Source organism: Streptosporangium vulgare, from assembly GCF_042428775.1.
Lineage (GTDB): Bacteria > Actinomycetota > Actinomycetes > Streptosporangiales > Streptosporangiaceae > Streptosporangium > Streptosporangium vulgare.
Window position 1 is genome coordinate 253,346 of record NZ_JBHMBS010000005.1, and the last position, 23,725, is coordinate 277,070.

The window sequence follows — 23,725 nt, forward strand, 5'->3', positions numbered from 1 at the left end:
GGGCGGGGGTTTATGGGAACGCCCTGGAAAGGCGGTCGCGGAGCCTGCCCAGGGGACTCCGCTCCCGGGCGACGGCGGAGGCCCGGGGGGAGACCAGGTCGAGGGCGCCGAGGCGCTGGCGCTTGAAGTAGCGGGCGGGGCCGTGCTCCTCCAGATAGGCGGCGGCGCTGTCGCGCAGCCCCGGATACACCTCGGCCTGCATGCAGTAGCCGACCGCTCTCACCAGGGCGGGAAGGTCCACCGGCGGCGGTTCCTCCAGCGAGCCGTCCGCCGACAGGCGCGGCAGCAGGGCGTCGGTGACGGTGGCCGGGATCCGGTTGCTGTTCTCGTACGGGGTGAGCCGCTCCAGGACCAGCTCGCCGCCCACCGTCGCCACCGGGAGCCCGAAGTAGCGGCTCGCGGTGATCAGGGCGGTGGAGAAGCAGCCGACCACGAGCTCGGGCCGCAGCTCGGCGAAGCACGACTCGGCGGGTACGGTCTCCGCCACCACGTCCAGCCCGACGCCCAGCTCGGCGGCCGTCTCGCGCAGCCGCCGGGCGTGCTCGCGCCCCGCGGCCGGGTGGGGCTTGAACAGCACCTCGCGAAACCCCCGGGCGGCGAGGCCGCGCAGCATGTCGGCGTGCAGCCGCGCCTCCTCCTCGGGGGTGACGAGGTCGAGGGCCGACAGGTACTGCCCGAGGATCATCGCCCGGCCCGGGGCCGCGTCGCCGGCCCTCCCGCCGACGCTTCCGATCACGTCGAGGAAGGCCGCGCCGGGGACGGTCTCGGCGGGGACCCCGTACTCCGACAGCAGCAGCGGCGTCAGGCCGGGGACCAGGTCGAGGTGGAGCAGGCGGGTGATCCGGCCGGAGATCTCCAGCGGCAGCGGGTCGCGGGTCGGGCCGTAGCTCATCAGGCCGTCGGAGTAGACCGAGATCGGGCAGTCCTTGACCAGCCCTCCCAGCGTCCTGGCCGGGGGGACCGCGACGGACTCCAGGATCAGCTCGGCGGGCCCGTCTCCCAGGGACAGATACGAGCCGACCAGGCGGCTCAGCATCGGCACCTCGATGACGCGGGCCTTCCAGTCCGAGGGGTGCAGCGGGGCGACGATCTCGTTCCACGAGTGGACCTCGTCGAAGCGCGGGCGCAGCGCGGCGAACCCGGGGGTCTCGTCCAGGGACGGGGTGATCTCCGGGATGGCCGCGTTGTTGGAGACCAGCAGGATCCGGCGCCCCTCGCGCGGGCCGAAGCGGCCGTCGTCGATCGCCGCCGCGAGCGTCATCGCGCCGAACAGGGTCGAGGCGTAGAACAGCTGCGTCATCAGCCCTCCAGGAGTCTCTGCAGGATCTGGTCGCGTTCCGGGTCCAGGCGCGTCTCGGCGAGCAGGTCCGCGGGGAACCGCCTCAGGGTCGCGGCGCCGCGCTCCTCGAAGCGGGCGCGCAGCTCGGGGGAGAACCGCTCGCCCGTCTCCAGGTGGTGGGCGAGCAGCGCGCGGAACATGCGCACCGCCTTGGGGACGAACTCCTCCTCCAGGTCCTCGAAGACCAGGTCGAAGGCGTCGAAGAAGTGCAGCTGCCTGGCGTCTCCGATCCGCGTCAGCGAGCCCGCCACCATCCGCCGGTAGAACAGCCCGGCCAGCGACACCACCGCGAACGAACCCGCGGCGCGGTGCAGCCGCCAGATCCACGGCCTGTCCTCGGCGGTGTGCAGGTGCCCGGGGAAGGTCAGCAGCTCGCCGAGGTCGCGGCGGTAGATCCCCGCCCAGGCGTACGGGTAGTCGACCATGGTCTTCGACCGGGCGGGCAGGATGTGGTCGCGCGGCTTCAGCACCACCTCCCGGGTGGCGAGCGGCGCCCGGTGGATCACCCGCTTCCTGCCCTCGGCCTGGACGTGGTCGACCCGGACGAAGTCGCAGCCGAGCCGCTCGATCGCCCCCACCAGGTCTCCCAGGTAGCCGGGCGCGAGCCAGTCGTCGCCGTCCATGAACGTCAGGTAGCGGCCGGAGGCCAGCGAGACCCCGAGGTTACGCGCGTCGGCCAGCCCGACCGGCGCGTCGTTGTGCAGCACGACCAGACCGGGCAGGTCGTCGCGGAAGTCCTCGACGATCTGCCCGGTCGCGTCAGCGGATCCGTCGTCCACCACGATGAACTCGAAGTCCCGGCGCGCGTTCCTGACCAGCGAGGTCAGCGCGTCACCGATGTAGGCCTCCGCGTCCCGCACCGGGACGACGACGGACAGCTTGATCAAGTTGTTCTTCCCATTCCCGATCAGAGGTTCGTACGGTGAGGCGGCCTCCCGATCGGGAGGGTCACACGGTGACGCGGCGCAGGCGCGACTTGGGCGCCTCCTCGCCGGGGAAGACCCGCTTGACGCCGTCGCCCAGGGCGGTCTCGATGATCCGGATGTCGCGGACCAGGTGCTCCAGCCCGGACGGCTCCAGCGAGGCCGCGTGGTCGGAGCCCCACATGGTGCGGTCGAGCGTGATGTGCCGCTCCACGGTCACCGCGCCCAGGGTCACCGCCGCGAGCGAGATCTGCAGGCCGCGCTCGTGACCGGAGTAGCCGACCGGCACGCCGTACCGCTCCTGGAGGGTGACGATCGCGCGGAGGTTGGCCTCCTCGGGAGGGAGCGGGTAGGTGGAGGTGGCGTGCATCATCACCAGCTTGGAGGTGCCGAGGATCTCCACCGCCTGGTCGATCTCCTCCAGCGTGGACATGCCGGTGGACAGGATGAGCGGCTTGCCGGTGGAGGCGAGCGCGCGCAGCAGCTCCAGGTCGGTCACGCTCGCGGAGGCGATCTTGTGGGTGACCACGTCCATCGACTCCAGGAACTCCACCGAGGGCACGTCCCACGGGGAGGCGAACCAGTCCAGGCCGCGCTCCCGGCAGTGCTTGGCGATCTCGGTGTACTCCTTCAGGCCGAACTCGGTCCTGATCTTGTACTCCATGTAGGTCATCTCGCCCCACGGCGTCTGCCGGATCTGGTCGCGCTGCTCCAGCGGCACGCAGATCTCCGGCGTGCGCTTCTGGAACTTGACCGCCTGGCAGCCCGCCTCGGCGGCCACGTCGATCAGCCTGCGCGCGATGTCCAGGTCGCCGTTGTGGTTGATGCCGATCTCGGCGATCATGTAGACCGGCTGGCCGGTGCCGACCAGCGCGTCGCCGATCTGGACGGGCTTGGCGACCGGGGTGAGCCGCAGCTCGGCGCGGGGCGCGGGAGCGGTGACGACCTCCTCCAGCGGGCGGGCCGCGAGGACCCGGTCGCACAGCTCCCGTACGGCCCCGGCCCCTCCGGCCCTGGTCAGCACGGTCCTGGCGGCGGCACGGACCTTGGGGTGGGCGTCGGGGACCGTGACGGGCCAGCCGACGTCGCTCATCGGGCCCAGGTCGTTGACGTCGTTGCCGACGTACGCGACGCGGGCCGGGTCGATCCCCTCGATGGCGAGCCAGTCACGCAGCACGGTCCGCTTGTCGGTGAGGCCCTGCAGGACGGGCACGCCGAGCTTGCGGGCGCGGGCCGCGACCACCGGGTTGTGCTCGGTGGACATGATCATCAGCTTGACGCCGGAGCGGCGCAGCAGCGAGATGCCCATGCCGTCGGAGCGGCTGACCGCGACCATCTCGCGGCCGTCCTGGTCGACGTAGGCGCGGTCGTCGGTGTGCACGCCGTCGAAGTCGGTGATCACCGCGTCCACGTCGATCGGCTCGGGCTCGTCGACGAAGGGCGCGAGCGCCCGTACGATCTCCAGGTCCTCGGGGGTGTCGACCTCGATGGCGTGGCGCGAGGGCACCTGCTGCACGGCGACGGCGCCGAAGAAGCGGTGGCCGTGCTCGCGCAGGCCCTCGGTGCGCATCACGTAGAACGCGCCGGTCTCGCGGAAGTTCGGCTCGCGGTCCTGGCGGCGGGGACGGTGGGACGGGTCGTGGTTGACGCCCGCGCCGCTCGCGCTCCACAGGAACTCGTGCGTCTCCAGCCCGGAGAACACCACGTCGGCGCTGCCGTCCAGGACCTTCGCGATCGCGCTGTCCAGGTCGGCGGGGTCGATGAACGCGCTGGTGCACTGCACCAGGATGACCACGTCGGGGACCTCGGACAGGTGGTCGAGCGCGTGCAGCACGGCGGACTCGCTGGAGGCGGTCGCGCCGCTCAGCTCTCCCGGCCGGTCGATCACGGTCGCGCCCGCGGCGCGGGCCACCTCGGCGATGCCGTCGTGGTCGGTGCTGACCACGACCTCGTCGACCAGCTCGGCGCGCACGCAGGCTCGTACCGCACGGGCGACCAGGGGACTGCCGCCCACCGCGGCCAGGTTCTTCAGGGGGACCCCCACCGAACCTCCACGGGCGGGGACAACGGCCAGGACTCGCAAGGTGGCTCCTCAGACATACGGCGAACGCCCCTGAGCTGGGGTGTCATAGGAACCTAGCCATGGGGGTGACCGGAAAGGGGTGTCTGAGCTGAACGTCCAGAGTCGCCCGTCTTAACTTTCCGCGCGACCGGGAGCCCCTGCTCGGGCGCGCGCCGGTTCGGGGCGCGGGTCCGGGTGCGCGGGTCCGGGGCGCACGCCGGTCCGGGGGTGCTGGTCCGGGCGTACGCCGGTTCGGGTGCGCCGGTCCGGGAGGGGCGGCTTGGACGCGCGGGTCCGGGAGCGCAGGTCCGGGGCGCCGCCGGTTCTCAGACGGCCGCGCCGATGGAGCCCATGAGCATGGGGAGCGAGCGTTCGAGGCCGCGGCGCCAGTAGGGCCAGGAGTGGGTGCCGGGGCCGTAGAAGTCGACGGCCACGTCGGCGCCGTTCGCCTTGGCCCGCTCGACGAAGGTGACGGCCTGCAGGAGCAGGGAGGCCTCGCCCTCGTCCCGCGCCTCGGAGGCGTCGTCCAGCGGGCCGGGGGAGCCGTCGCCGCTGGAGACGAAGAGGCGCGTCCCGCGCAGCGCGCCGGTGAGGTCGGCCGGGTTGTGGGCGGCCCACTCCGGGTCCTGCGGAGGGCCCCAGAGCTTCACGGACTCCTCGCCGTACTGCCCGAGCAGCCAGTCGACGCCGCCGTTGCCGTCGCGGGTGTGCAGCACCCCGGAGAAGGAGGCCGCCGCCTGGAACATGCCGGGGTGGCGGGCCGCGTACGACATCGCCCCGAACCCGCCCATGGACAGTCCCGCCACCGCCCGCCGGTCCCCGGCGCCGTAGTCGCGCTCCAGGACGGTCCGCACCTCGGTGAGGTGGAAGGTCTCCCAGCCGGGGCCCTCACGCCAGTCGGAGTAGAAACCGACGGGGCCGCTCTCGGGGATGACCACGAGCGCGGGGTAGCCCGAGGTGAGCTCCGCGGCGCCTCCCTTGGTCACCCAGGTGTCGTAGCCGGACTGGCAGCAGCCGTTCAGCAGGTACAGCACCGGCCACGGGCCCGAGCCCGGCGTCCACCCCTGGGGCAGCAGGACCCTGACCCTGCCCTCGCGGCCGAGCGCGGCGGAGGTGACGGTGAGCTCGTGGTCGCGCTCGCCCAGCTTCTTCACCGCGACGGCGGAGGCCCGGGCGTTCTCCCCGCCCTCCTCCCCGTACGTGCCGGTGGAGGACGGGGGCAGCAGGGCGAGCAGCACCGCCACGACCGCGACGGCGGCCAGCAGGAGCACTCCGAGACGTACAGCGGTGCGGTTCACGCCGCCAATCCTCCCGTGTCTCGTTGATCGCGTGAAGCCCACATGCCGTACCGGCTCGTAGCGGAGCACCCGGGGCGGCCCGAAGCAGCCCGAAGCGGCCCGGAGGTGGTCCGGAACGGCCCGGCGTGGCTCGGAGCGGCTCGGTGTGCTGGAAGGGGAGTTCTCATGGCCGTGCGGCTCGCCATTTAGGCCGGTCCGTTCATGTTAATTCTGGTGACATATGGCGTTTCAATAACCCGAAAGCTTGAAAATTACACAAGGTCTATTCAGGATTCTCCACGTGGGTTGTAAAGATCGTGTGCATCCCACGGCGCTCTGCCCGGCGGGAAACTCCCGCCCGGAGTGAAGGAGATCGTGTGTCAAACACCCCTCGACACCGGCGATCGGTCCTGATCGGGATCGCCACCGCCCTGATGCTCGTGCTTCCTCAGGGAGTGGCCCAGGCCGCACCCGACCCAGACAAGATCGACAAGACTGTCCTCGCGGACCTGGCCGTCGACGACAAGGCCACCTTCTGGGTACGCCTGAGCAGCGACGCCGACCTCGGCGCGGCTCGCAGGGCGAAGACCAAGACCGAGAAGGCCGCGCAGGTCTTCCGGGCCAAGACCGAGCTCGCCGCCTCCTCGCAGGCGGGCCTGCGTGAATTCCTCACCGCCGAGAGCGTCGACTTCACCCCCTTCTGGATCGCGAACGCCATCCAGGTGACCGGCAACGCCAAGCTGGCCGAGGAGATCGCCAAGCGGCCCGAGGTGGAGCGGATCACGCCCAGCCAGGTCACCAAGCTGCCCGAGCCGCTGCCCGGTAAGGAGGTGGCGAAGGTCGACGCGATCGAGTGGAACATCGACCGTGTCAACGCCCCCCGGGTCTGGAACGAGCTCGGCGTCCGCGGCGAGGGCATCGTCGTGGCCAACATCGACACCGGCGTGCAGTTCGACCACCCCGCGCTCGCCGCCAAGTACCGCGGCAGGAGCGCCGACGGCACCGTCGACCACGACTACAACTGGTTCGACCCGGCCGGCATCTGCTCCGGCACCGCGCCGTGCGACAACAACGGCCACGGCACCCACACCATGGGCACCATGGTGGGCGACGACGGCGGCGCCAACACGATCGGCGTCGCCCCCGGCGCGAAGTGGATCGCCGTCAAGGGCTGCGAGTCCAACACCTGCTCGGACGCCTCGCTGCTCGCCGCCGGTCAGTGGGTGCTCGCGCCCACCGACCTGGACGGCGGCAACCCGCGTCCCGACCTGGCGCCGCACGTCGTCAACAACTCCTGGGGCGGCGGCGGCTTCGACCCCTGGTACAAGGAGACCGTCGAGGCGTGGATCGCGGCGGGCATCTTCCCCGTCTTCTCCAACGGCAACGTCACGAACGCGGGCTGCAACTCCAGCGGCTCGCCCGGCCAGTACGTCGCCAGCTACAGCGCGGGCGCGTTCGACGTCAACAACACGATCGCGACCTTCTCCACCCGGGGCACCGGCGAGAACGGCGAGATCAAGCCCAACCTCGCGGCACCCGGTGTGAACGTGCGCTCGTCCGTGACCAACGGCGGCTACGGGTCCAACTCCGGCACGTCGATGGCCGCGCCGCACCTGGCGGCCACCGTCGCGCTGATGTGGTCGGCCTCGCCGGCCCTGCTGGGCGACATCGCCACCACGCGGGAACTGCTCGACCGGACCGCGATCGACGTCGACGACACGCGCTGCGGCGGCACCGCCGCGGACAACAACATCTGGGGCGAGGGCAGGCTCGACGCGTTCGCGGCGGTCCAGGCCACCCCCGCCGGTGAGCTCGGCGGGCTGGGCGGCACCGTCACCTCCGGCGGCACGCCGCTCGCCGCGGCGAGCGTCACCGTCACCGGGCCGCTGAACCGCACGACCACCACCGCCCAGGACGGGACGTACGCGCTGCCCCGCCTGCTCGCGGGCGACTACCGGCTCACCGTGAAGAAGTTCGGGTACGCCGACGCCACCGCGACCGTCACCGTCGTGTCCGACCAGGAGGCCACCCAGGACGTGTCGGTGACTCAGCTGTCCTCGGGCACGGTCTCCGGCACGGTCACCGCCGCGGGCGCCCCCGAGCCGGGTGCCACGCTGACCGCGGTGGGCACCCCGGTCAGCGCGGTCGCCGACGCGGCGGGCCGGTACCGGCTCACGCTGCCCGACGGCGACTACCAGCTGAAGGTCACCCCCGGCTCCCGGTGCGCGGGAGAGCTCACCGTGCCGATCACGGTGGTCGGCGACCTGGCCAAGGACGTCGACCTGCCGCGCCGCGCCGACTCCTTCGGCTACACCTGTGACAGCGCCGCGGAGGCGTACGTCGCGGGCACCGCCAAGAGCACGCTCACCGGCGACGACGCGGTCCAGCAGATCGCGCTGCCGTTCACCTTCCCGTTCTACGGCACCGGCTACACCGGTGCCTGGGTGAGCACCAACGGGTTCCTCGCCTTCAGGGAGAGCGCCGCCCTGGCGGGCAACGTGACGCTGCCCGCCTCCGCCGCGCCCAACGCGGCGCTCTACGCCTTCTGGGACGACCTCGTGCTGGACGACCAGTCCGGCGTCTACACCGCCACCGTCGGGACCGCGCCGAACCGGACCTTCGTCGTCGAGTGGCGCAACGCCCGCTTCTACGCCGACGCCACCCAGCGGGTCTCGTTCTCGGCGCTGCTCGGCGAGAACGGGTCGGTCGGATACCGCTACGACAGCATCGACAGCGAGCGCGACGCCGGGATCGGTGCCACGGTGGGCATCGAGAACGCCGACGGCACCGACGCTCTGCAGTACTCCTTCAACAGCGCCGCGATCGGCGACGGCCAGAGCCTCACCTTCACCGCGAGCCGGCACGGGCTGCTGACCGGCGTCGTCACCGACGCCAACGACGGCGAGCCGCTGGCGGGCGCGACGGTGAAGGTCGGCGACGTGGCGACCTTCACCACCGGGGCGGACGGCAGGTTCCTCGGGCAGATCCTGCTGGGCGACTACCGGGTCGAGGTCTCCAAGGAGAACTACGGGACCTTCACCCAGGAGGTCACCATCACCGCCGGAGCCGTGACCAGGGCCGACACCGCGCTGGCCACCGGCCGGGTGACGGCCTCGGTCGCCGAGCTGACCCTGGTGCAACCGGCGGAGACCACCAGGACGGGCACGGTCGAACTGTCCAACCTGGGTGTCACCACGGCCTACACCGTGGTGACCGACCCCGCCCAGGGCTGGTTGAGCGTGACCCCCGCCACCGGCGAGCTCGCCAAGGGCAAGTCGGTGACGCTGAAGGTGACCGCCTCCAGCGCGGGTGTCCCGCCGGGCACCGTACGCACCGGCAAGCTGCTGGTCCGCTCGGCGAGCGGCCGTAACCCGCAGATCGAGATCGCCGTGACCGTCGTGGTGCCCAAGCACCAGGTCGCCGTCGAGGTGGGCGGTACCAAGGACGTCGTCGACAGCGCGGGCGACCGCTGGACCGCGGACCGCAAGCACAGCACCGGCGGTCACGGCTACGTCGGCACCAGCACCAAGACGAACACGACGAGCAAGGCGATCACCGGCACCACCGAGCAGGCGCTGTTCAGGAGCGTCCGCGAGGGGATGCTGGAGTACCGGTTCGACCAGGTGCCCAACGGCACCTACGCCGTCGAGCTGGGCTTCGCCGAGACCCGGGGCAAGCGTGAGGGCCAGCGTGTCTTCGACGTCATCGTCGAGGGCCAGCTGGCGATCCCCGCGCTGGACCTCGCCCTGGAGACCGGCGCGTACGTCGCCACCACCCGGCAGTACACGGTGAAGGTCACCGACGGCCAGCTCAACGTGCGGTTCGCCAAGCGGACCGGCGACACCGTGCTCAACAGCATCCGCATCTCCGAGCGCCCCGACAAGGCCACCCCGTAGCGGCCTGAACCCCGCCGACGACCCGGCGACCAGACGGCCCGTCCCGCCTTCCCCGCGGGACGGGCCGTGCTCGTCTCCCGGTGGTCCGCGGGTCACCGGGGCCCGCGCGGGCCGGTCCGCTGGGCCTGTGGCCCTGTGGCCCTGTGGCCCTGCGGTCCAGTGGCCTCGCGGCCCTGCGGCTCAGCGGCCCGGTGGACCGGTGGCCTTGGGGTGGCTGGGCGGGCGGGCAAAGTCCTGGTCAAACGGTGTTACGGGTCGTGCTGAGCCGGGGATTGGCGGGGTGTGTCGTGATTCGTGGAGGCCGCCATGGCCAGGACAACCACCACCGCCTCGAACGGCAGGACACATGTCCCGGCGAACAGGGAACAGCTGCCGCCGCACATCACCGTGCCGGTGATCGGCACGTTGACCCTGCCGTCGCCGGACCGGCTGGTCTTCTACGGGGTGCTGGGCGCTCTGGGAGCGTTGGGAGTCATCGAATGGCCCGTCGCGCTCGTCGTCGGATTCGGCCACTACCTGTCGGAACAGCGGCGCTTCCCCGCCCTGCGGCAGGCCGGGCTGGCCGCCGAGGCCGCGTAGCCGGGTACGGGATCACGAACGCCGAGTACGGGATCGCGAACGCCCGGCACGGGACCCTGGATGTCAGGCCCGGGTTTTCCCGCCGCCCGAGCTCCCGGACGGGCGTCCGGGACAGCACCGGAACCACCGGAACCACCGGAATCTCTGCCAGGCCAGGCCCGGCCGAGACCGGGAACGGGTACGGAGACGGGGGACGCCTTCACCGAGGCCAGGGCCAGGGCCGGGGGTGGGGGTGGGGATGATGGCACCTCTCGGTGACCTCGCCGGACAGGGCTGGGCACAGGTGGGGGCGCTGTGCCTCGCCTTCGTGCTCTCGGCCGTGATCGGCCTTGAGCGGGAGGTCCGCCTGAAGAGCGCGGGCCTGCGCACCCACACCCTGGTCGGCTTCGCCGCCGCCCTGATGATGCTGGTGTCGAAGTACGGTTTCTACGACGTCCTGGGAAAGAACGTCGCCCTCGATCCGTCCCGGGTGGCCGCCCAGATCGTGTCCGGCATCGGCTTCATCGGCGCGGGTCTGATATTCGTCCGCGGTGACGCGGTCCGCGGCCTCACCACCGCCGCGGCGATCTGGCTCACCGCCGGGGTGGGCATGGCGGCCGGGGCCGGGCTGTGGCTGCTGGCGATCGTCGTGACCGTGGGATACTTCGCGACGGTTTTCGTCCTCACACCGCTGGCCGACCGGCTCCCCCGCTCCAAGTACGCGCCCTCGCGGCTCCAGCTGACCTATCTCGACGGGCGGGGCGTGCTGCGGCTGGCACTGGCCGAATGCACGCACCGGGGATTCGGCGTGGACGAGCTCTCCGTCGACCAGCGCCACGAGGAGCGGAGCCCGGCGACCGTCTCGCTCTGGCTCACCGTGCACGGCGCCGGCTCGATCACGGAGCTCACCACGGCGCTCTCCGAGATCGACGGGGTGCTCGCCGTGGTGAGCCGGGACGCCAACACGGTGGTGCGCTGAGAGACGCCGACACATGGCGCACCGAGGTCGGGGCCGCGCGGGGCGTCGTCGCCGACCGGCCGGAGTTCATCGCCGGGCTCTTACGATCGTGCTCGCCAGGCCGCTCGACCCCCTGGGCGCGCCCCTTCCCCTCGTGATGCTCTCCGTGATCGTCTCCGGCGTCGTCGCGGCCGTCAGGCTCATCATCTACGGAGATCCTGAGCGCGACGGCGCGGTCGCCCACATTGACAGGCAACCAAAGGGTTGCCTATATTCGGACACGCATCCGAATGGTTGCCTAACTCTGTGAGACAGCATGGACGCGGTATTCAAAGCCCTCGCCGACGCCAGTCGCCGGAGGCTGCTCGACAGCCTCAACCGGCACAACGGCCAGACCCTGCGCGAGCTGTGCGCTGGGCTGGACATGACCCGGCAGGCCGTGACCAAGCACCTGTCCGTCCTGGAGGCGGCAGGTCTGGTGGAGACGGTCAGGCGTGGCAGGGAGAAGTTCCACTACCTCAACGCCGCGCCCATCAACGAGATCGCCGACCGCTGGATCGGCCGCTACGACCGCGAGCGGGCGCGCGCGCTCGCCGACCTGAAACGAGCCCTGGAGGGGACGCACGTGTCCGAGACCAGCTTCGTCTACGTCAGCTACATCATGACCACTCCCGAACGGCTGTGGGAGGCCCTGACCGGCCCGGCCTTCATCAGCCGCTACTTCGGCGGCGGGGGTCCGCGATCCGACTGGACGCCCGGGGCCCCGATCGAGTGGAAGGTCACCGCGGACGGCGAGTACAACGACTGGGGCCAGCGGGTGCTCGAGGCCGAGCCCGGCAAGCGCCTGTCGTACACCTGGCACAACTACGAGCGGGAGGTCGCCGACCTGTTCGGCTGGAGCGACGAGAAGCTCGCCGAGCTCAGGAAGGAGCCGATCTCGAAGATCACCTTCGAGATCGAGCCCGCCGGTGGGGCCACGGTCAAGCTGACCGTGACCCACGAGGGCCTCGTCGCCGGCAGCGAGATGATCAAGGGGGTCAGTCAGGGCTGGCCCGAGATCCTGTCGAACCTGAAGACCCTGCTGGAATCGGGCGAGACGCTGCCGCTCGGTTAGGGGGCGGGTGGCGGTTCGCTGCCGGTGGGCGGCGTCCCTCCCCGGAGCGCTGGGGAACGACCCGGCGCCGGTCCTGCTCTCGTGCCTCCCCGGAGAGCCCCCGGTCTCGGGGTGCCGTTCCCGCCAGGAACCGCCTGTCAGGAACCGGTTCCGGTGCCGGGAAACCGCCGGTTCAGTACGACACGGCGACCAGTGCCCGGTGGTGCTTCGGGGTCTCGATCTCGTCGACGACCGCGACCGCGAGGTCGGCGTAGGAGAACGGGGGCGCGCTCTCGTCGGCGGACGGCAGCCGGGTGTCGCCGGTCCGGTACCGGCCGGTGCGCGCGGCCTTCTCGTCCAGGAGGACCGCGGGTGGGGCGAGCACCACCCAGTCGATCGCGGTGTCCGCCGCGCGCAGGGCGTCGAGTTCCGCCGCGTGTCCCAGGGAGAAGTCGCGTGCCTCGGCGGGGAAGCCGGGCGTGCTGTAGAGAGGCACCCCCGGCGCGGTCTCCAGGGTGGTGCCGATACCGATCGCGACCAGCCTGCCGACACCCGCCCGCGCCAGACCGTCCAGCAGGGCGGTGGTGGAGGCCAGGTAGAAATCCGTCGCGGACACGTCGAGCCGGGCGGCGGCGTTGACGGCCGCGTCGTGCCCGGCGGCGGCCGCCGCGACGCTGTCCGCGCCGGTGACGTCGCCGGAGACCACGGTCACACCGTCACCGGCCAGGTCCGGGTACCGGGCCGGTTCGCGGACGACCGCGGTGACCCGGTGGCCGCGGGCGGCGGCCTCCGCGACCGTCCGGCGGCCCGCCCGGCCTCCCGCTCCGAAGACAACGATCCTGCTCATCCAGGGCTCCGATCGACGGGACCGGCGTGATCGCCGGCCTCTGACGCGGACGGTAGCCCGTGACCCCTCGGTTCCCGCAACGATACCGACCCGCGTGCGAAGGGGGTCCCGCGCACGGGGACGACGCGTACGGGGACGACGCGTACGGCGACGGCCCGCGTGCGGTGACGACCGTGCGGTGGTGCTCGCGTGGCGGTGGCCGGTACGACGGTGATCGCGGCGGTGGCCCGTGCGACGTGATGGCCGCGCGTACGCTGGGAGGGTGATTGAGCCGCTCGATCCCGACATGTTCACCGGATGCGCCCCCGGTACCCCGCCGTTCCAGATCGGCGGGAAGTGGACCCCGAAGATCATCAGATGCCTGCAGGACGGTCCCCGGCGCTTCTCCGAGCTGCAGGTGCCGCTGCGCGGCATCACCCCGAAGGTGCTTACCGAGACCCTGCGAGCGATGGAGCGCGACGGGCTGGTCTCCCGCTCGGTCCATCCCGAGATCCCGCCCAGGGTCGAGTACGCGCTGACCTCGCTGGGGCACACGCTCCTCGAACCGATGAACGCCTGCTGCCACTGGAGCCAGGCGCACCTGCCCGAGCTGCTCAGGGCCCGCGACGCATACGAGGACCGGGTGACCGTCCCGGTGCGGGAGGACCGTCCCGGCGACTCCTGAACCACCGCCACCGTGAACTGCGGTCATCGCGAACCGTTCCGTGACGTCGTTGCCGGGTGGAGAGGGGACGCGGACCCATGCCGTGGGGACTCGCGTCTTCTGCCGGGCGAGGGTCCGGTGGGATGAGTAGGGGATACTCATGCTTTCCGCCGCGTCCCTGCCTAACGTTCGGAAAGACCCGCCCTGACCGATCCACGGGGGGCGGGCGGGAAAAGGCTGGATCCGTCCTCGTCGTCGTTTCGACGACGCCGGTGCCGTTCCTCGCGGGTGCCGCACCGGCTGCCGGGAAAGCCGCGAGCCTGGCGGGGGCCGGCTCGCGGACCATCCCGTCCGGCCGTCCCGTCCCGTCGTCCCCGGGCACCGGCCATCCTCGGGTACCGGTCATCGGAGCGGCGGGAGGTCGCCTCGTGGCGGGCGGGCGGGCGGGAGACGGGGGCCCGTGGGCGTTTGGTCTAATTTGTCGGTGATGGCATGCTCTTTCCCGGGACTCGGCCTCCCACGGTCCGGCGCCTGCTTCACCCCTCGTACGGCGGGGAGCGGTTCCGGGTGGGTGCGTACCTGGGAGGAGCACGATGGCTGTCACGGCGCCGCGGCCCGGCGACCCCGCGAGCCTTGGCCCGTACACGATCGAGGCCAGGCTCGGCGAGGGCGGGCAGGGCACGGTCTACCTCGGCCGTGACCCGGCCGGTGAGCGCGTCGCGGTCAAGGTGCTGCACCCGAGGTTCGCCGCCGACCGGGTCGCGAGGGCGCGCTTCGAGCGGGAGATCGCCGTCGCCCGGCAGATCGCCGAGTTCTGCACCGCCCGCGTGCTCGACGCGGGGGAGAGCGGCGACCACCTCTACGTGGTGAGCGAGTTCATCGACGGGCCGTCGCTGCAGCAGGCCGTCGAGAGGGAGGGGCCGCGCGACGGCGCCGCCCTGCAGCGCATCGCGATCAGCACGGCCACCGCGCTCGTCGCCATCCACCAGGCGGGGATCGCGCACCGCGACTTCAAACCGGCCAACGTGCTCCTCGGCTTCGACGGCCCGCGCGTCATCGACTTCGGCGTCTCCAAGGCGCTCGACGCCGGGCCCGCCCAGACCAGCGGCGCCTTCGGGACCCCGACCTACATGTCACCCGAGCAGATCCACGGCGAGCCCGCCGCCGCTCCCTCGGACGTGTTCAGCTGGGCGGTGACGATGGTGTTCGCCGCCACCGGCAGTCCCGCGTTCGGCCGGGACACCATCCCGGCCGTGCTCCACCGCATCCTCACCGCCGAGCCCGACCTGTCGGAGGTGCCCGAGGGACTGCGGCCGCTGCTGCGTGCCTGCCTGGCCAAGACACCCGCCGACCGGCCGACCGCCCCCGACCTGCTGTTCCGGCTGATCCGCCAGTCGTCGGCCGGCGCCGCCGCGCCACCGTCCTCGTCTCCGTCTCCGGCCGCGCCACCGTCCCCGTCACCGCCGCGGGCCGGGCAGTCAGCAGGGGGCCAGCCGTCGTCGTCCCGGCAACCCTCGCGAGCCGAGCGGCCACCGCCGCCGCAGCCGTCCCCCGGATGGGGTGCCGAGTCCGGGCAGCCGTCTCCCGAGCCGAACGATGAGTCCGGGCAGCCGTCTTCAGGGTGGGACGGCGAGTTCGAGCCGTCCCAACTCCCGCCGTCCCGGCAGCCGCTTTCCCGATCGCTGTCCGAGCCTCCACCCCAGCCGACGTCCCAGCCGACGTCCCAGCCATTGCCGCCACCCGGGCGGAGCGCCGCGCCCACGCGGCCCTCCTACACCGGGCCGTCACCGATCGGTCCGGGCGACACACCGGAGCGGTGGAGCCCGGCGGGTCCCGGGGGACCGGCCTTGCCCGGGGGTGCGTGGAAGGGATCCGCCGACGCGACCGTGCCGGGCGCGTCCGGCCGGTCGCGCCCGTGGTGGATCGGGGCCGCCGTCGCCGTCTCGGCCGTCGCGGTCTCCGCGGGCGCCTTCGTGCTCCCGCCGCTGCTGGCGGGTACGGGGGAGGAGCCCGCGGACCCCACCCCCGTCGCGCTGACCGGCTCCCCGGCGATCTCCGGGGAATCCCCCTCGCCCGGCGAGTCCGTGCCGCCCAGCGCCTCGCCGCCGCCCAGCGGCTCCCCATCCCCCAGCGGTTCCCCGTCTCCCGCCGCCACCCCCACCTCGGTCACCGGGAACTGGAAGAGCGCACCGGTCGGCGGCCCGCTGCGCGGCCACCGCGACGACCTCCAGACGGTGGCGATCGCCCAGGTCGGCGGCAGGTCCGTGATCGTCTCCGGGGCCAACGACCGCACCGTCCGCCTGTGGGACCTCGCCACCCGCAGGCCGCTGGCCACGCTCACCGGGCACACCAACTGGGTGCGCTCCGTCGCGGTCACCGAACTGGACGGCAGGACGATCGCGGTGTCGGGCGGCGACGACGGCACCGTACGCCGCTGGGACCTCGCCACCCGCAAGCCGGTCGGCAAGGCGATCGACGCCGCCGTGCCCGTCTTCTCCCTCGCCCTCGCCACCCTCGACGGCGAGCCCGTCGTGGTGACCGGGGGCCGCGACGGGAGCCTGCGCGTGTGGGACCTGAGGACGGGCGCCGCGATCGGCAAGGCCCGCCGCGCCTCCGACGGCGCCGTGTTCGGCCTGGCCGCCGCCGAGCTCGACGGCGAGCCCGTCGTGTTCACCGGCGGCGGTGACGGTACGGTGCGCCGCTGGCCGCTCCGCTCCGGGCCCGGCGAGACGATCCTCACCCAGCGCGGCCAGGTCAGCGCCGTCACCACGGCCGAACTGGACGGCCGGCTCGTGGTGCTGTCCGCCGGGGGCGCGCAGGACATCCACATCGACGACGCCGCGGGCGCCGGTGAGGCACGCCCGCCCATCCGGGACCACAGCGGCTGGGTCTACTCCCTGGCCGTCGGCCGGGTGGGGTCGCTCACCGTCGTCGTCTCCGGCAGCAACGACGCCACCGCGCAGGTCCACGACCTCGACACCGGAAAGCGGGCGGGGCGGCCGTTCAAGGCCCACGACCACAACGTGTTCGCCGCCGCGGTGGCCGAACTCGGCGGGAGCCCCGTCGCGGTCACCGGAGGCGGAGACGACACCGTCCGCGTGTGGCGCCTGCGCTGACCGGTCCCCGGGACGCCGGGCCCTCGCCCTCGGCCGTGCGCGATTTCCGGCGCCCGCGTCGACCGGCCCCGGGGCACCGGGCCCTCACCTCGATCGGCCGTGCGCGGCTTCCGGCGCCCGCGTCGACCGGCCCCGGGTCAGTGGGCCCTCGCCCTCAGCCATACGCGACTTCTCGAGGAACGTGCCGCTTGTCCAGGAGGGTGCCGTGCCGGGTCAGCGACCGGAGGCGAGCTCCGAGAAGATCTCCACCAGCTCGGGCCGATCGAACGGGCCGACATGGGGAGCCGCGACGCTTCGCACGTCGGTCGGGTTGTCCGGGGTGAGGCGGTCGGCCTCCGCGACGAACCGGTCCTGCAACGCGGGCGGGATCAGCCGGTCGAGGGTGAAGCGCACGTAGGTCCGGGGGATCCGGCCCCAGGTGTGCGCCTCGCCCCGGGCTTCGGCCAGGGGTATGGCGGCGGTCTCGTCCGGCTCCAGCACGCTGAGCAGCCGCCGTACCCCCTCGTCGGTGAAGTCCCCGGCCAGGGTGTCCTTGACGGCGTGGAACACCGCCGGGTCGGCCGAGCGCCAGTTGAGCCTGGTCACCCCCAGGACCGCCGGATCGGCGACCACGGTCGCGGCGATCAGGGGGAGCAGGCTGTCGCCGTTCTCCGGCGTTTTGAGATAGGCGGTCATGTTCGGCAGGTCCACGCAGCAGTACGCCGCGACGTAGACGACCCGGTCGAGCAGTTCGGGGACGGCGTTGCCGACCCTGCTCACGGTGACGCCGCCCTGGCTCATGCCGGCGAGGATCACGGGCCCGTGGCGGCGGGCGCGGCGGACCACCTCCACCACTCGCTCGACGTAGTCGTCGATGGTGATCTTGGCGAGCGGTGACGGCTCGGCCGCCAGCTCCGCGAGGTCCTGCGGGGCCTGGTACGAACGGGGGGAGAACGCCTCGCCGCCGTGTCCAGGGAGGTCGACGGCGACGCACCGGTGCCCGCGCAGGGTGAGCTCGGTGGTGAGCCCCGAGGCCCAGGCGGACGAGGAATGGGTGCCGTGGACGAATACCAGGGTCGGCGGTCGCCGGTCGGTGTCGCGGTTCGTGGTCATCGACGTTCTCCTTCTGTCTGTTTCCGTCTGTTGAACGGGTGGTGTGGTGCGGGGTGGGTGGTCAACGGCGCGGCGGGCGCCACATCGGCCACAGGGGCGGGCTGTCCGCCACGCGAACCGGCTCGCCGAGATCCTCGAATCCGTGCCGCAGGTAGAGGGCGTGGCTCCGGGGCGAGCTCGCCTCCAGATACACGGCGAGCTCGTCGGCGTCGGCTCGCCCCAGCCGGTGCCGCAACATCGCCGAGCCGAGTCCGGTGCCCCGCCGCACGCCGATCACCCCCATGCACGGGAGGTAGAGGTGCGGTTCGCGGTCGGGGTGCCGTGGGGCCAGCGCCTCGCCCAGGGCCGTCAATCGCGCGCCGTCCTCACCGAAGGCCGTCTCCTGGCCCCAGCCGTCCTCGTACGGCGTCTGGCCCGTAGCCAGCGTCAGCCATATCGAGGCGCCCTCGTGGTGGCCGGTCAGGTACGCCTCGGCGGCGGGATGGGCGAGCAGGGAGCGGTGGTGGTGCGCCTGGAGACGGCCTCGCCGGTCCGCGTCGGGGAAGAGCCAGCAGACGAGGGGATCGTTCATGAACGCCTCGGTCAGCACGTCCGACACCACCCGCAGGTCCGCGTCATCCGCCCGCCGCACGGATGCGTACGGTGTATCGACTGTCATGGGTGCAGCGTATTGAGCTGACCGTACAAATGGTCATATTTCAGGGGTTCAGCACGTCAAAGTGCACTGGTACGGAAAGATTGAACTAGTACACTCTTGACCGGCAGCAACCTCACCGAAGATCAGGGGCCCTTCCATGCCGTCGTCGGCGCAGCGACCGGAACCGCCGTACCGGCAGATCGTCGCGGAGGTCCGTGCCCGGATCCTGGCCGGTGACCTGCGGCCCGGAGACCGGGTGCCGTCCGTCCGGGAGATCGCCCGGCGGTGGGGCGTCGCGGTCGCGACCGCGACCAGGGTGGTGGCCACCCTCCGCGACGAGGGGCTGGTCGAGACGAGGGTCGGCGCCGGCACGGTGGTCGGCGCCCTCAGGAGCCGGACGCGGCCGGTCGCCGTGCCCCCTCCTCCCGGACCACGGCGGGCCGGCGTTCCCCGGCAGGCGCTGAGCCTGAAGCGGACTCTCCGGGCCGCCATCGCGATCGCCGACACCGAGGGACTCGACGCCGTGTCCATGCGGCGGCTCGCGGCCGAGTTCGGTGTCGGCCCGATGTCGCTGTACCGGCACGTTTCGAGCAAGGAGGAGCTGGTGACGCGGATGACCGACGAGGTCTTCGGCGAACCGGAGCTTCCCGTCCCGGGCCCGGACGGCTGGCGGGCCAAGCTCGAACTCATCTCCCGCCTGCAGTGGGAGCTGTGCCGCAGGCACCTCTGGCTGCCCAGGGCCGTCTCGTTCGTCCGCCCGTCGCTTGCGCCCAACGTGATGGAGCACACCGAGTGGACCCTGCGCGCGCTCGACGGGCTCGGGCTGCCCATGGAGACCCGGATCCGCGAGGCGCTCACGCTGCCCGCGCTGGTCATCAGCGTCGCGCTGTCCATGGCGGACGAGGCCGAGGCCGAGCAGGAGACCGGGGTGACGCTCGACCGGTGGTGGCTGGCGCGGCGGGAGCGGGCCGACGAACTCCTCGACTCCGGACGGTTCCCGCTGCTGGCCACGCTCACCGGGGAGGAGGTGCCGGACGTGGACGGACTGTTCGAGTACAGCCTCGCGCGCCACCTCGACGGGTTCGCCGCCCTGGTGGAACGGACGCGCCCGTAGTTCCGTCCTCGGCTCAGGCGGCTCCCAGCAGGGCGATGAGGGACAGGGTGCCCAGGGACAGGACGCTGGAGACCAGGATGGCGTCGCGGGGCAGGTCGGTGGGGCGGCCGTACTCGGCGGCGTACACGAACGTGTTCTGCGCGGTGGGGAGTCCGGCGAACAGGACGGCCGCGAAGAGCGCCGGGCCGTCGAGGTGCAGGAGGAAGCGCCCGACCAGGAACGCCACCAGCGGCTGGAGCAGCAGCTTGAGCAGCACCGCCGGTGCCGTCCTGCGCCAGGAGACGGCCGTGCCGTTCAGGGACATGCCCAGCGAGAAGAGCGCCAGGGGCACCGCGGCGCCGCCGAGGATCTCCAGGGGCCGCAGCGCGAGGCCGGGCAGCCGCAGGCCGAGGGCCGACACGCCCAGGCCGAGGAACGAGGCGATCACGATCGGCGTCCGCAACGGGGCGAGGAAGGACGCGCGCCCGGCCCCGAGGCCGAGGAAGATCAGCGGGGAGACCATCAGGACCTGGAAGATCAGGACCGACACCACGAACGTCGCGTCGTCCAGGACGTACAGGCCGACGGGGATGCCGAGGTTGCCGGCGTTGACGTAGGACGACGACATCGCGGCGAGCACCCGTTCGGGCAGCCCGCCGCGGAACAGCGCGAGCGCGAGCAGGCCGACGGCGAAGGTGCTGATCGCGAAGGCGAGCAGCGGGCCGGGCTGGATCCGGTCGAGCGGGGTACGGCTGAGCGTGGTGAACAGCACCGCGGGCATCGCGACGGTGAACGCGAACCGCGTCAGCGCCTGCCGGGCCTGGTCGCCCGCCCACCCGAACCGGGCGGCCAGCCAGCCGAGGGCACCGATAAACCATATCGGGATAAATGCCGCGATAACCGACTGCACTCGGCATACCGTAGCCGGGTTCTCGCGCTCCCCGGAAAAGCTCGGCACCGCTCCGCCCGTCACGGGGGAACGCCGGCACGTCCGGTGCCGTGACCGGCGAACCAACGAGGTCACGGCGCCGAGTGGCGATCGGCGGGATCGCCACGTGTCGCCGGTGGAGGGCGCGGCCCCGCCCGGATCGGCCCCTGGGCCGATCCGGGCGGTGCCGTCGGGCGCGGTTACCTCAGGTACGGTCCCGCGACGCCGACCTTGCCGGGAGCGGGGTTGCCGGGCAGCGCGAGCACGTAGGTCCGCAGGTTGCCCTTGCCGCTCAGGGAGATGGTGAGTGTTCCGCCGGTGACGGTCTTGCTGTCACCGGTGACGGCGTCGACGTAGGTGCCGTTGGGGATGCCGGTGAAGGTGGCGTTCCCGGAGACCGAGACCAGTACGAAGCTGTCCACGGACCCCTGCGTGAAACGACGCTTGTAGGCGATGCCACCCGAGACACCCTCGGTGGAGTACTGCCCCTTCTGCAGCGCCGGGACGGCCCTGCGGATCTGGTTGAGCCGCTGCACGTGCTTGACCAGCGGCTTGTCGAGGGTCTGCGCCACCGTGCCCGAGGCACTGGACACCGTGCCGAAGCCCGAGGCGGTGACCGATCCCGCCAGGCGGTCACCGAAATAGGCGCGTCCCGTCGTGGCCAGCGGGCAGGTCGGCCCGCAGTCGATCGGCTTGCCCGCCTGGAACTCGATCTCCGAGCCGTAGTAGAGCGTCGGAATGCCGCGGAAGGTCCACATCAGGCTCATGTTCTCCGCCCAGGCGTCGGTGCCGCCGTCGTAGCGGACCGAGGACTTGTTCGGGCCGTAGTCGTGGGAGTCGACGTAGACGGTGTTGTAGGTGGCGTCGTTGTAGCTGTCGTCGGAGTCCTTGCCGTTGCCGAACGCGTTGGACGCCTCGCCGAAGTTCATGTGCATGCGCATGTCGATGACGTTCATGCCGGAGAACCTGCTGTGGTCGGGCGCGTGGTAGGTGTTGCCGTTCAGCGTGGCGTTGTTGCTGGTGGGCTGGTTGCCCGAGCCCATCAGGTTCTCGTAGTCGTACTGCTCGATCGCCGCCCTGACGTCGTCGGCGCTGTACTCCTTGCGCTCCTTCCAGGTGAAGAACTGGGCGGAGTGGTTCACCGAGCCGCGGTTCCACTTGTCGTGCACGAACGCGGCGACCTCACCGAAGACGTAGAAGTCCTTGGCCTTCTCGGCGCCGAACCTCGCGGTCGCGTGCTCGCGGATCGCGGGCAGGAACCGGCGGTTCCAGGTGACCCTGGGGATGTGCACGGCGGTGTCGACGCGGAAACCGTCCACGCCCATGTCGATGTACTTGTTGTAGACGTCGATCAGGTAGTCCTGGACGACCTTGCTCTCCGTGTTGAAGTCGGCCAGGTCGTCGTGCAGCCAGCAACTCCGGGAGTCCTCGCCCTCCCAGTTGCCGATCCAGCACTGGTGGTAGTAGTTCGCGGGGAACATGCCGGAGGTCGGGTTCGGCCACTGGCAGTTGTGGATGCGGAACCCCTCGGGGCTGCTCCACTGGGTGGGAGTGCCCCAGTCGCGGCAGGTGTTGCCGGTCGGCTCGGTGGTGGACCACTGGTCGCCGTTGTACGGCCTGCCCTTGGCCATCGCGTTCTGCGCGGCCGTCAGGCTCGGGTCGTTCCCCTGGTGCTCCCGCATCGGGTCGTACTCCCGGCCCGCCTCCTTCTCGCTGTAGAGCCACTTCCACTGGTCGTCGCGCGCGCCCCACACGGTGGGGGTGAACAGGCCCTTGGCGCCCCAGCGGGAACTGTGGTTGTAGACGACGTCCTGGTAGATCTTGATGCCCTTGGCGTGGGCGGCGTTGATCAGGTCCTGGTACGACGTGCCCTCGGACTCCAGTCGGGGGTCGACCCGGTGGAAGTCCCAGCCGTGGTAGCCGTGGAAGTCGTAGTCGGAGCGGTTGAGCACGACCGGGGTGATCCACAGGGCCGAGAAGCCGAGGCCCTTGATGTAGTCGAGCTTGTCGACCAGGCCCTTGAAGTCACCGCGGAACATCGGATCGTTGTTCGCGGCGTTGCCCGACTTCACGTGCTGGCTGCCTCCCCGGTTGTTGGAGGTGTCGCCGTCGGCGAACCGGGCGGTCATCACGAAGTAGATGGAGTCCTCGCGCGGGTCGCCGCCGAGCGGGGTGCCGCCCTCGGGCTCCTCGGGCTTCCTCCCGGTGGTGGCGGTGGCCTCCCCGCTCGCCTCGGAGAGGTTGCCGGCGGCGTCCCTGGCCTGGACGGTGTAGCGGTAGAGGGTGTTCTCCGCCAGGCCGGTGTCGGAGAGCGCGGTGGCCGTCACGTCGACGACCCTGGTTCCCCCGGTGCCGCCGGTGCGGGTGACCTTGTAACCGGTCACCTTGACGTTGTCGGTGGAGGCGTTCCAGGCGAGCGCGATCGAGACACCGGTCGCGGCCGCTGTCACGCCCGTCGGCGTGCTGGGCTCCTCGGTGTCCGGGATCTCGGGGGCGCACGGGTCCGCGGCGTCGCCGGTCACCGCGCCGTTCCTGACGGTGCTGACGCCGGTGGCGATGGTGTAGTCGGCGCCGTTGTTGTTGTCCCAGGTGCCGCTTCCGTTGTTGAAGGCGGCCTTGAGCCCGGTGGCGGTGCCGAGGGCGACGGTCTTCTTGGCCCAGTCGGCGCAGGCGGCCTCGTCCATGGCGAGACCGGGGACGGTGGTCCAGGCGCCGTCGGTGGGCTGGTAGTGGATGTTGGCGGTCGTCCAGCCCTTGGTCTTCTTGTGGAAGTAGACGACGGCCTGGTTGGCCGGTGATTCGCCTCCCGGGCACGGGTTGCCAGACGTCACCTGGCCACCGGAGACCTTCACGGTCCCGGTGGCGATGGTGTAGTCGGCGCCGTTGTTGTTGTCCCAGGTGCCGCTTCCGTTGTTGAAGGCGGCCTTGAGCCCGGTGGCGGTGCCGAGGGCGACGGTCTTCTTCTTCCAGCCGGCGCAGGCGGCCTCGTCCATGATGACGCCGGGGACGGTGGTCCAGGCGCCGCCGGTGGGCTGGTAGTGGATGTTGGCGTTCGCCCAGGTGGTCGCGTAGTAGACGGTCACGCTGTTGGCGGCGAGGGCCGCGGACAGCGGGACGACGGCGGAGGCCAGGCCGAAGGCCGCGACGGTGAGCAGTCTGAGGGCACGTTTGGGAGATGAGCGCATGGTGGTTCCTCCGTACGAGACGGCGAGGGGGTGGTCCAGGACGCCGATGGGCGTCCTGGATGGCGGGCCGGGCCGAAG

At 71.7% G+C, this 23,725-nt stretch carries 16 protein-coding genes; 7 read left to right on the forward strand and 9 right to left on the reverse strand.

Annotated elements, in window-relative coordinates; all coding sequences use genetic code 11:
* Positions 1–10: 10 nt before the first annotated feature.
* The 4 genes from ACFFRH_RS13165 to ACFFRH_RS13180 form a co-directional block, all read right to left on the reverse strand.
* Positions 11–1,300 (reverse strand): polysialyltransferase family glycosyltransferase, encoded by a 1,290-nt coding sequence (locus tag ACFFRH_RS13165; RefSeq protein ID WP_386156484.1) that lies wholly within the window; start codon positions 1,298–1,300, stop codon positions 11–13.
* Positions 1,300–2,226, reverse strand: a complete 927-nt coding sequence (locus ACFFRH_RS13170; RefSeq protein WP_386156487.1) for a glycosyltransferase family 2 protein — start codon at positions 2,224–2,226, stop codon at positions 1,300–1,302. The genes ACFFRH_RS13165 and ACFFRH_RS13170 overlap by 1 nt, the downstream gene beginning before the upstream one ends.
* Before the next feature lie 61 nt (positions 2,227–2,287).
* On the reverse strand, positions 2,288–4,345 hold the full coding sequence (locus ACFFRH_RS13175; protein ID WP_386156490.1) for an N-acetylneuraminate synthase family protein: 2,058 nt from the start codon (positions 4,343–4,345) through the stop codon (positions 2,288–2,290).
* A gap of 305 nt (positions 4,346–4,650) precedes the next feature.
* Entirely contained in the window at positions 4,651–5,622 is a 972-nt protein-coding gene (locus ACFFRH_RS13180; protein ID WP_344747233.1) for an alpha/beta hydrolase, read from the reverse strand.
* Positions 5,623–5,978: 356 nt separating this feature from the next.
* On the opposite strand from ACFFRH_RS13180, the gene ACFFRH_RS13185 reads away from it, so the two are divergent.
* From ACFFRH_RS13185 to ACFFRH_RS13200, 4 genes are all read left to right on the forward strand, one after another.
* Positions 5,979–9,497, forward strand: coding sequence for a S8 family serine peptidase (locus ACFFRH_RS13185; protein ID WP_386156493.1), 3,519 nt, complete (start codon positions 5,979–5,981; stop codon positions 9,495–9,497).
* Positions 9,498–9,803: 306 nt separating this feature from the next.
* Positions 9,804–10,076, forward strand: a complete 273-nt coding sequence (locus ACFFRH_RS13190) for a hypothetical protein (RefSeq protein WP_344747237.1) — start codon at positions 9,804–9,806, stop codon at positions 10,074–10,076.
* A 241-nt stretch (positions 10,077–10,317) separates the two neighbouring features.
* Positions 10,318–11,034, forward strand: coding sequence for an MgtC/SapB family protein (locus tag ACFFRH_RS13195; RefSeq protein WP_386156497.1), 717 nt, complete (start codon positions 10,318–10,320; stop codon positions 11,032–11,034).
* A 295-nt stretch (positions 11,035–11,329) separates the two neighbouring features.
* Positions 11,330–12,127, forward strand: coding sequence for an ArsR/SmtB family transcription factor (locus tag ACFFRH_RS13200; RefSeq protein ID WP_386156500.1), 798 nt, complete (start codon positions 11,330–11,332; stop codon positions 12,125–12,127).
* Positions 12,128–12,299: 172 nt separating this feature from the next.
* Here the strand turns inward: ACFFRH_RS13200 and ACFFRH_RS13205 are convergent, their stop codons facing one another.
* On the reverse strand, positions 12,300–12,953 hold the full coding sequence (locus ACFFRH_RS13205) for an NAD(P)-dependent oxidoreductase (RefSeq protein WP_386156503.1): 654 nt from the start codon (positions 12,951–12,953) through the stop codon (positions 12,300–12,302).
* A gap of 262 nt (positions 12,954–13,215) precedes the next feature.
* Here ACFFRH_RS13205 and ACFFRH_RS13210 point away from each other — a divergent pair, with 262 nt between their 5' ends.
* On the forward strand, positions 13,216–13,617 hold the full coding sequence (locus ACFFRH_RS13210; protein WP_386156506.1) for a winged helix-turn-helix transcriptional regulator: 402 nt from the start codon (positions 13,216–13,218) through the stop codon (positions 13,615–13,617).
* Between the two features lie 572 nt (positions 13,618–14,189).
* Entirely contained in the window at positions 14,190–16,712 is a 2,523-nt protein-coding gene (locus ACFFRH_RS13215; RefSeq protein WP_344747242.1) for a WD40 repeat domain-containing serine/threonine protein kinase, read from the forward strand.
* A gap of 213 nt (positions 16,713–16,925) precedes the next feature.
* Here the strand turns inward: ACFFRH_RS13215 and ACFFRH_RS13220 are convergent, their stop codons facing one another.
* Positions 16,926–17,804, reverse strand: a complete 879-nt coding sequence (locus tag ACFFRH_RS13220; protein ID WP_344747243.1) for an alpha/beta hydrolase — start codon at positions 17,802–17,804, stop codon at positions 16,926–16,928.
* A gap of 61 nt (positions 17,805–17,865) precedes the next feature.
* A complete protein-coding gene (locus ACFFRH_RS13225; protein WP_344747244.1) occupies positions 17,866–18,462 on the reverse strand; it encodes a GNAT family N-acetyltransferase in 597 nt (198 codons plus the stop codon).
* A 136-nt stretch (positions 18,463–18,598) separates the two neighbouring features.
* On the opposite strand from ACFFRH_RS13225, the gene ACFFRH_RS13230 reads away from it, so the two are divergent.
* Positions 18,599–19,555 (forward strand): GntR family transcriptional regulator, encoded by a 957-nt coding sequence (locus ACFFRH_RS13230; RefSeq protein WP_344747245.1) that lies wholly within the window; start codon positions 18,599–18,601, stop codon positions 19,553–19,555.
* Between the two features lie 13 nt (positions 19,556–19,568).
* Here the strand turns inward: ACFFRH_RS13230 and ACFFRH_RS13235 are convergent, their stop codons facing one another.
* Positions 19,569–20,444 carry an AEC family transporter gene (locus ACFFRH_RS13235; RefSeq protein WP_344747246.1) on the reverse strand — a complete coding sequence of 292 codons (876 nt, stop codon included), beginning with the start codon at positions 20,442–20,444 and terminating at the stop codon, positions 19,569–19,571.
* A gap of 218 nt (positions 20,445–20,662) precedes the next feature.
* The gene (locus ACFFRH_RS13240; RefSeq protein WP_344747247.1) at positions 20,663–23,647 is read right to left on the reverse strand and encodes a carbohydrate binding domain-containing protein; all 2,985 of its coding nucleotides are present in this window, start codon (positions 23,645–23,647) and stop codon (positions 20,663–20,665) included.
* Positions 23,648–23,725 lie beyond the last annotated feature (78 nt).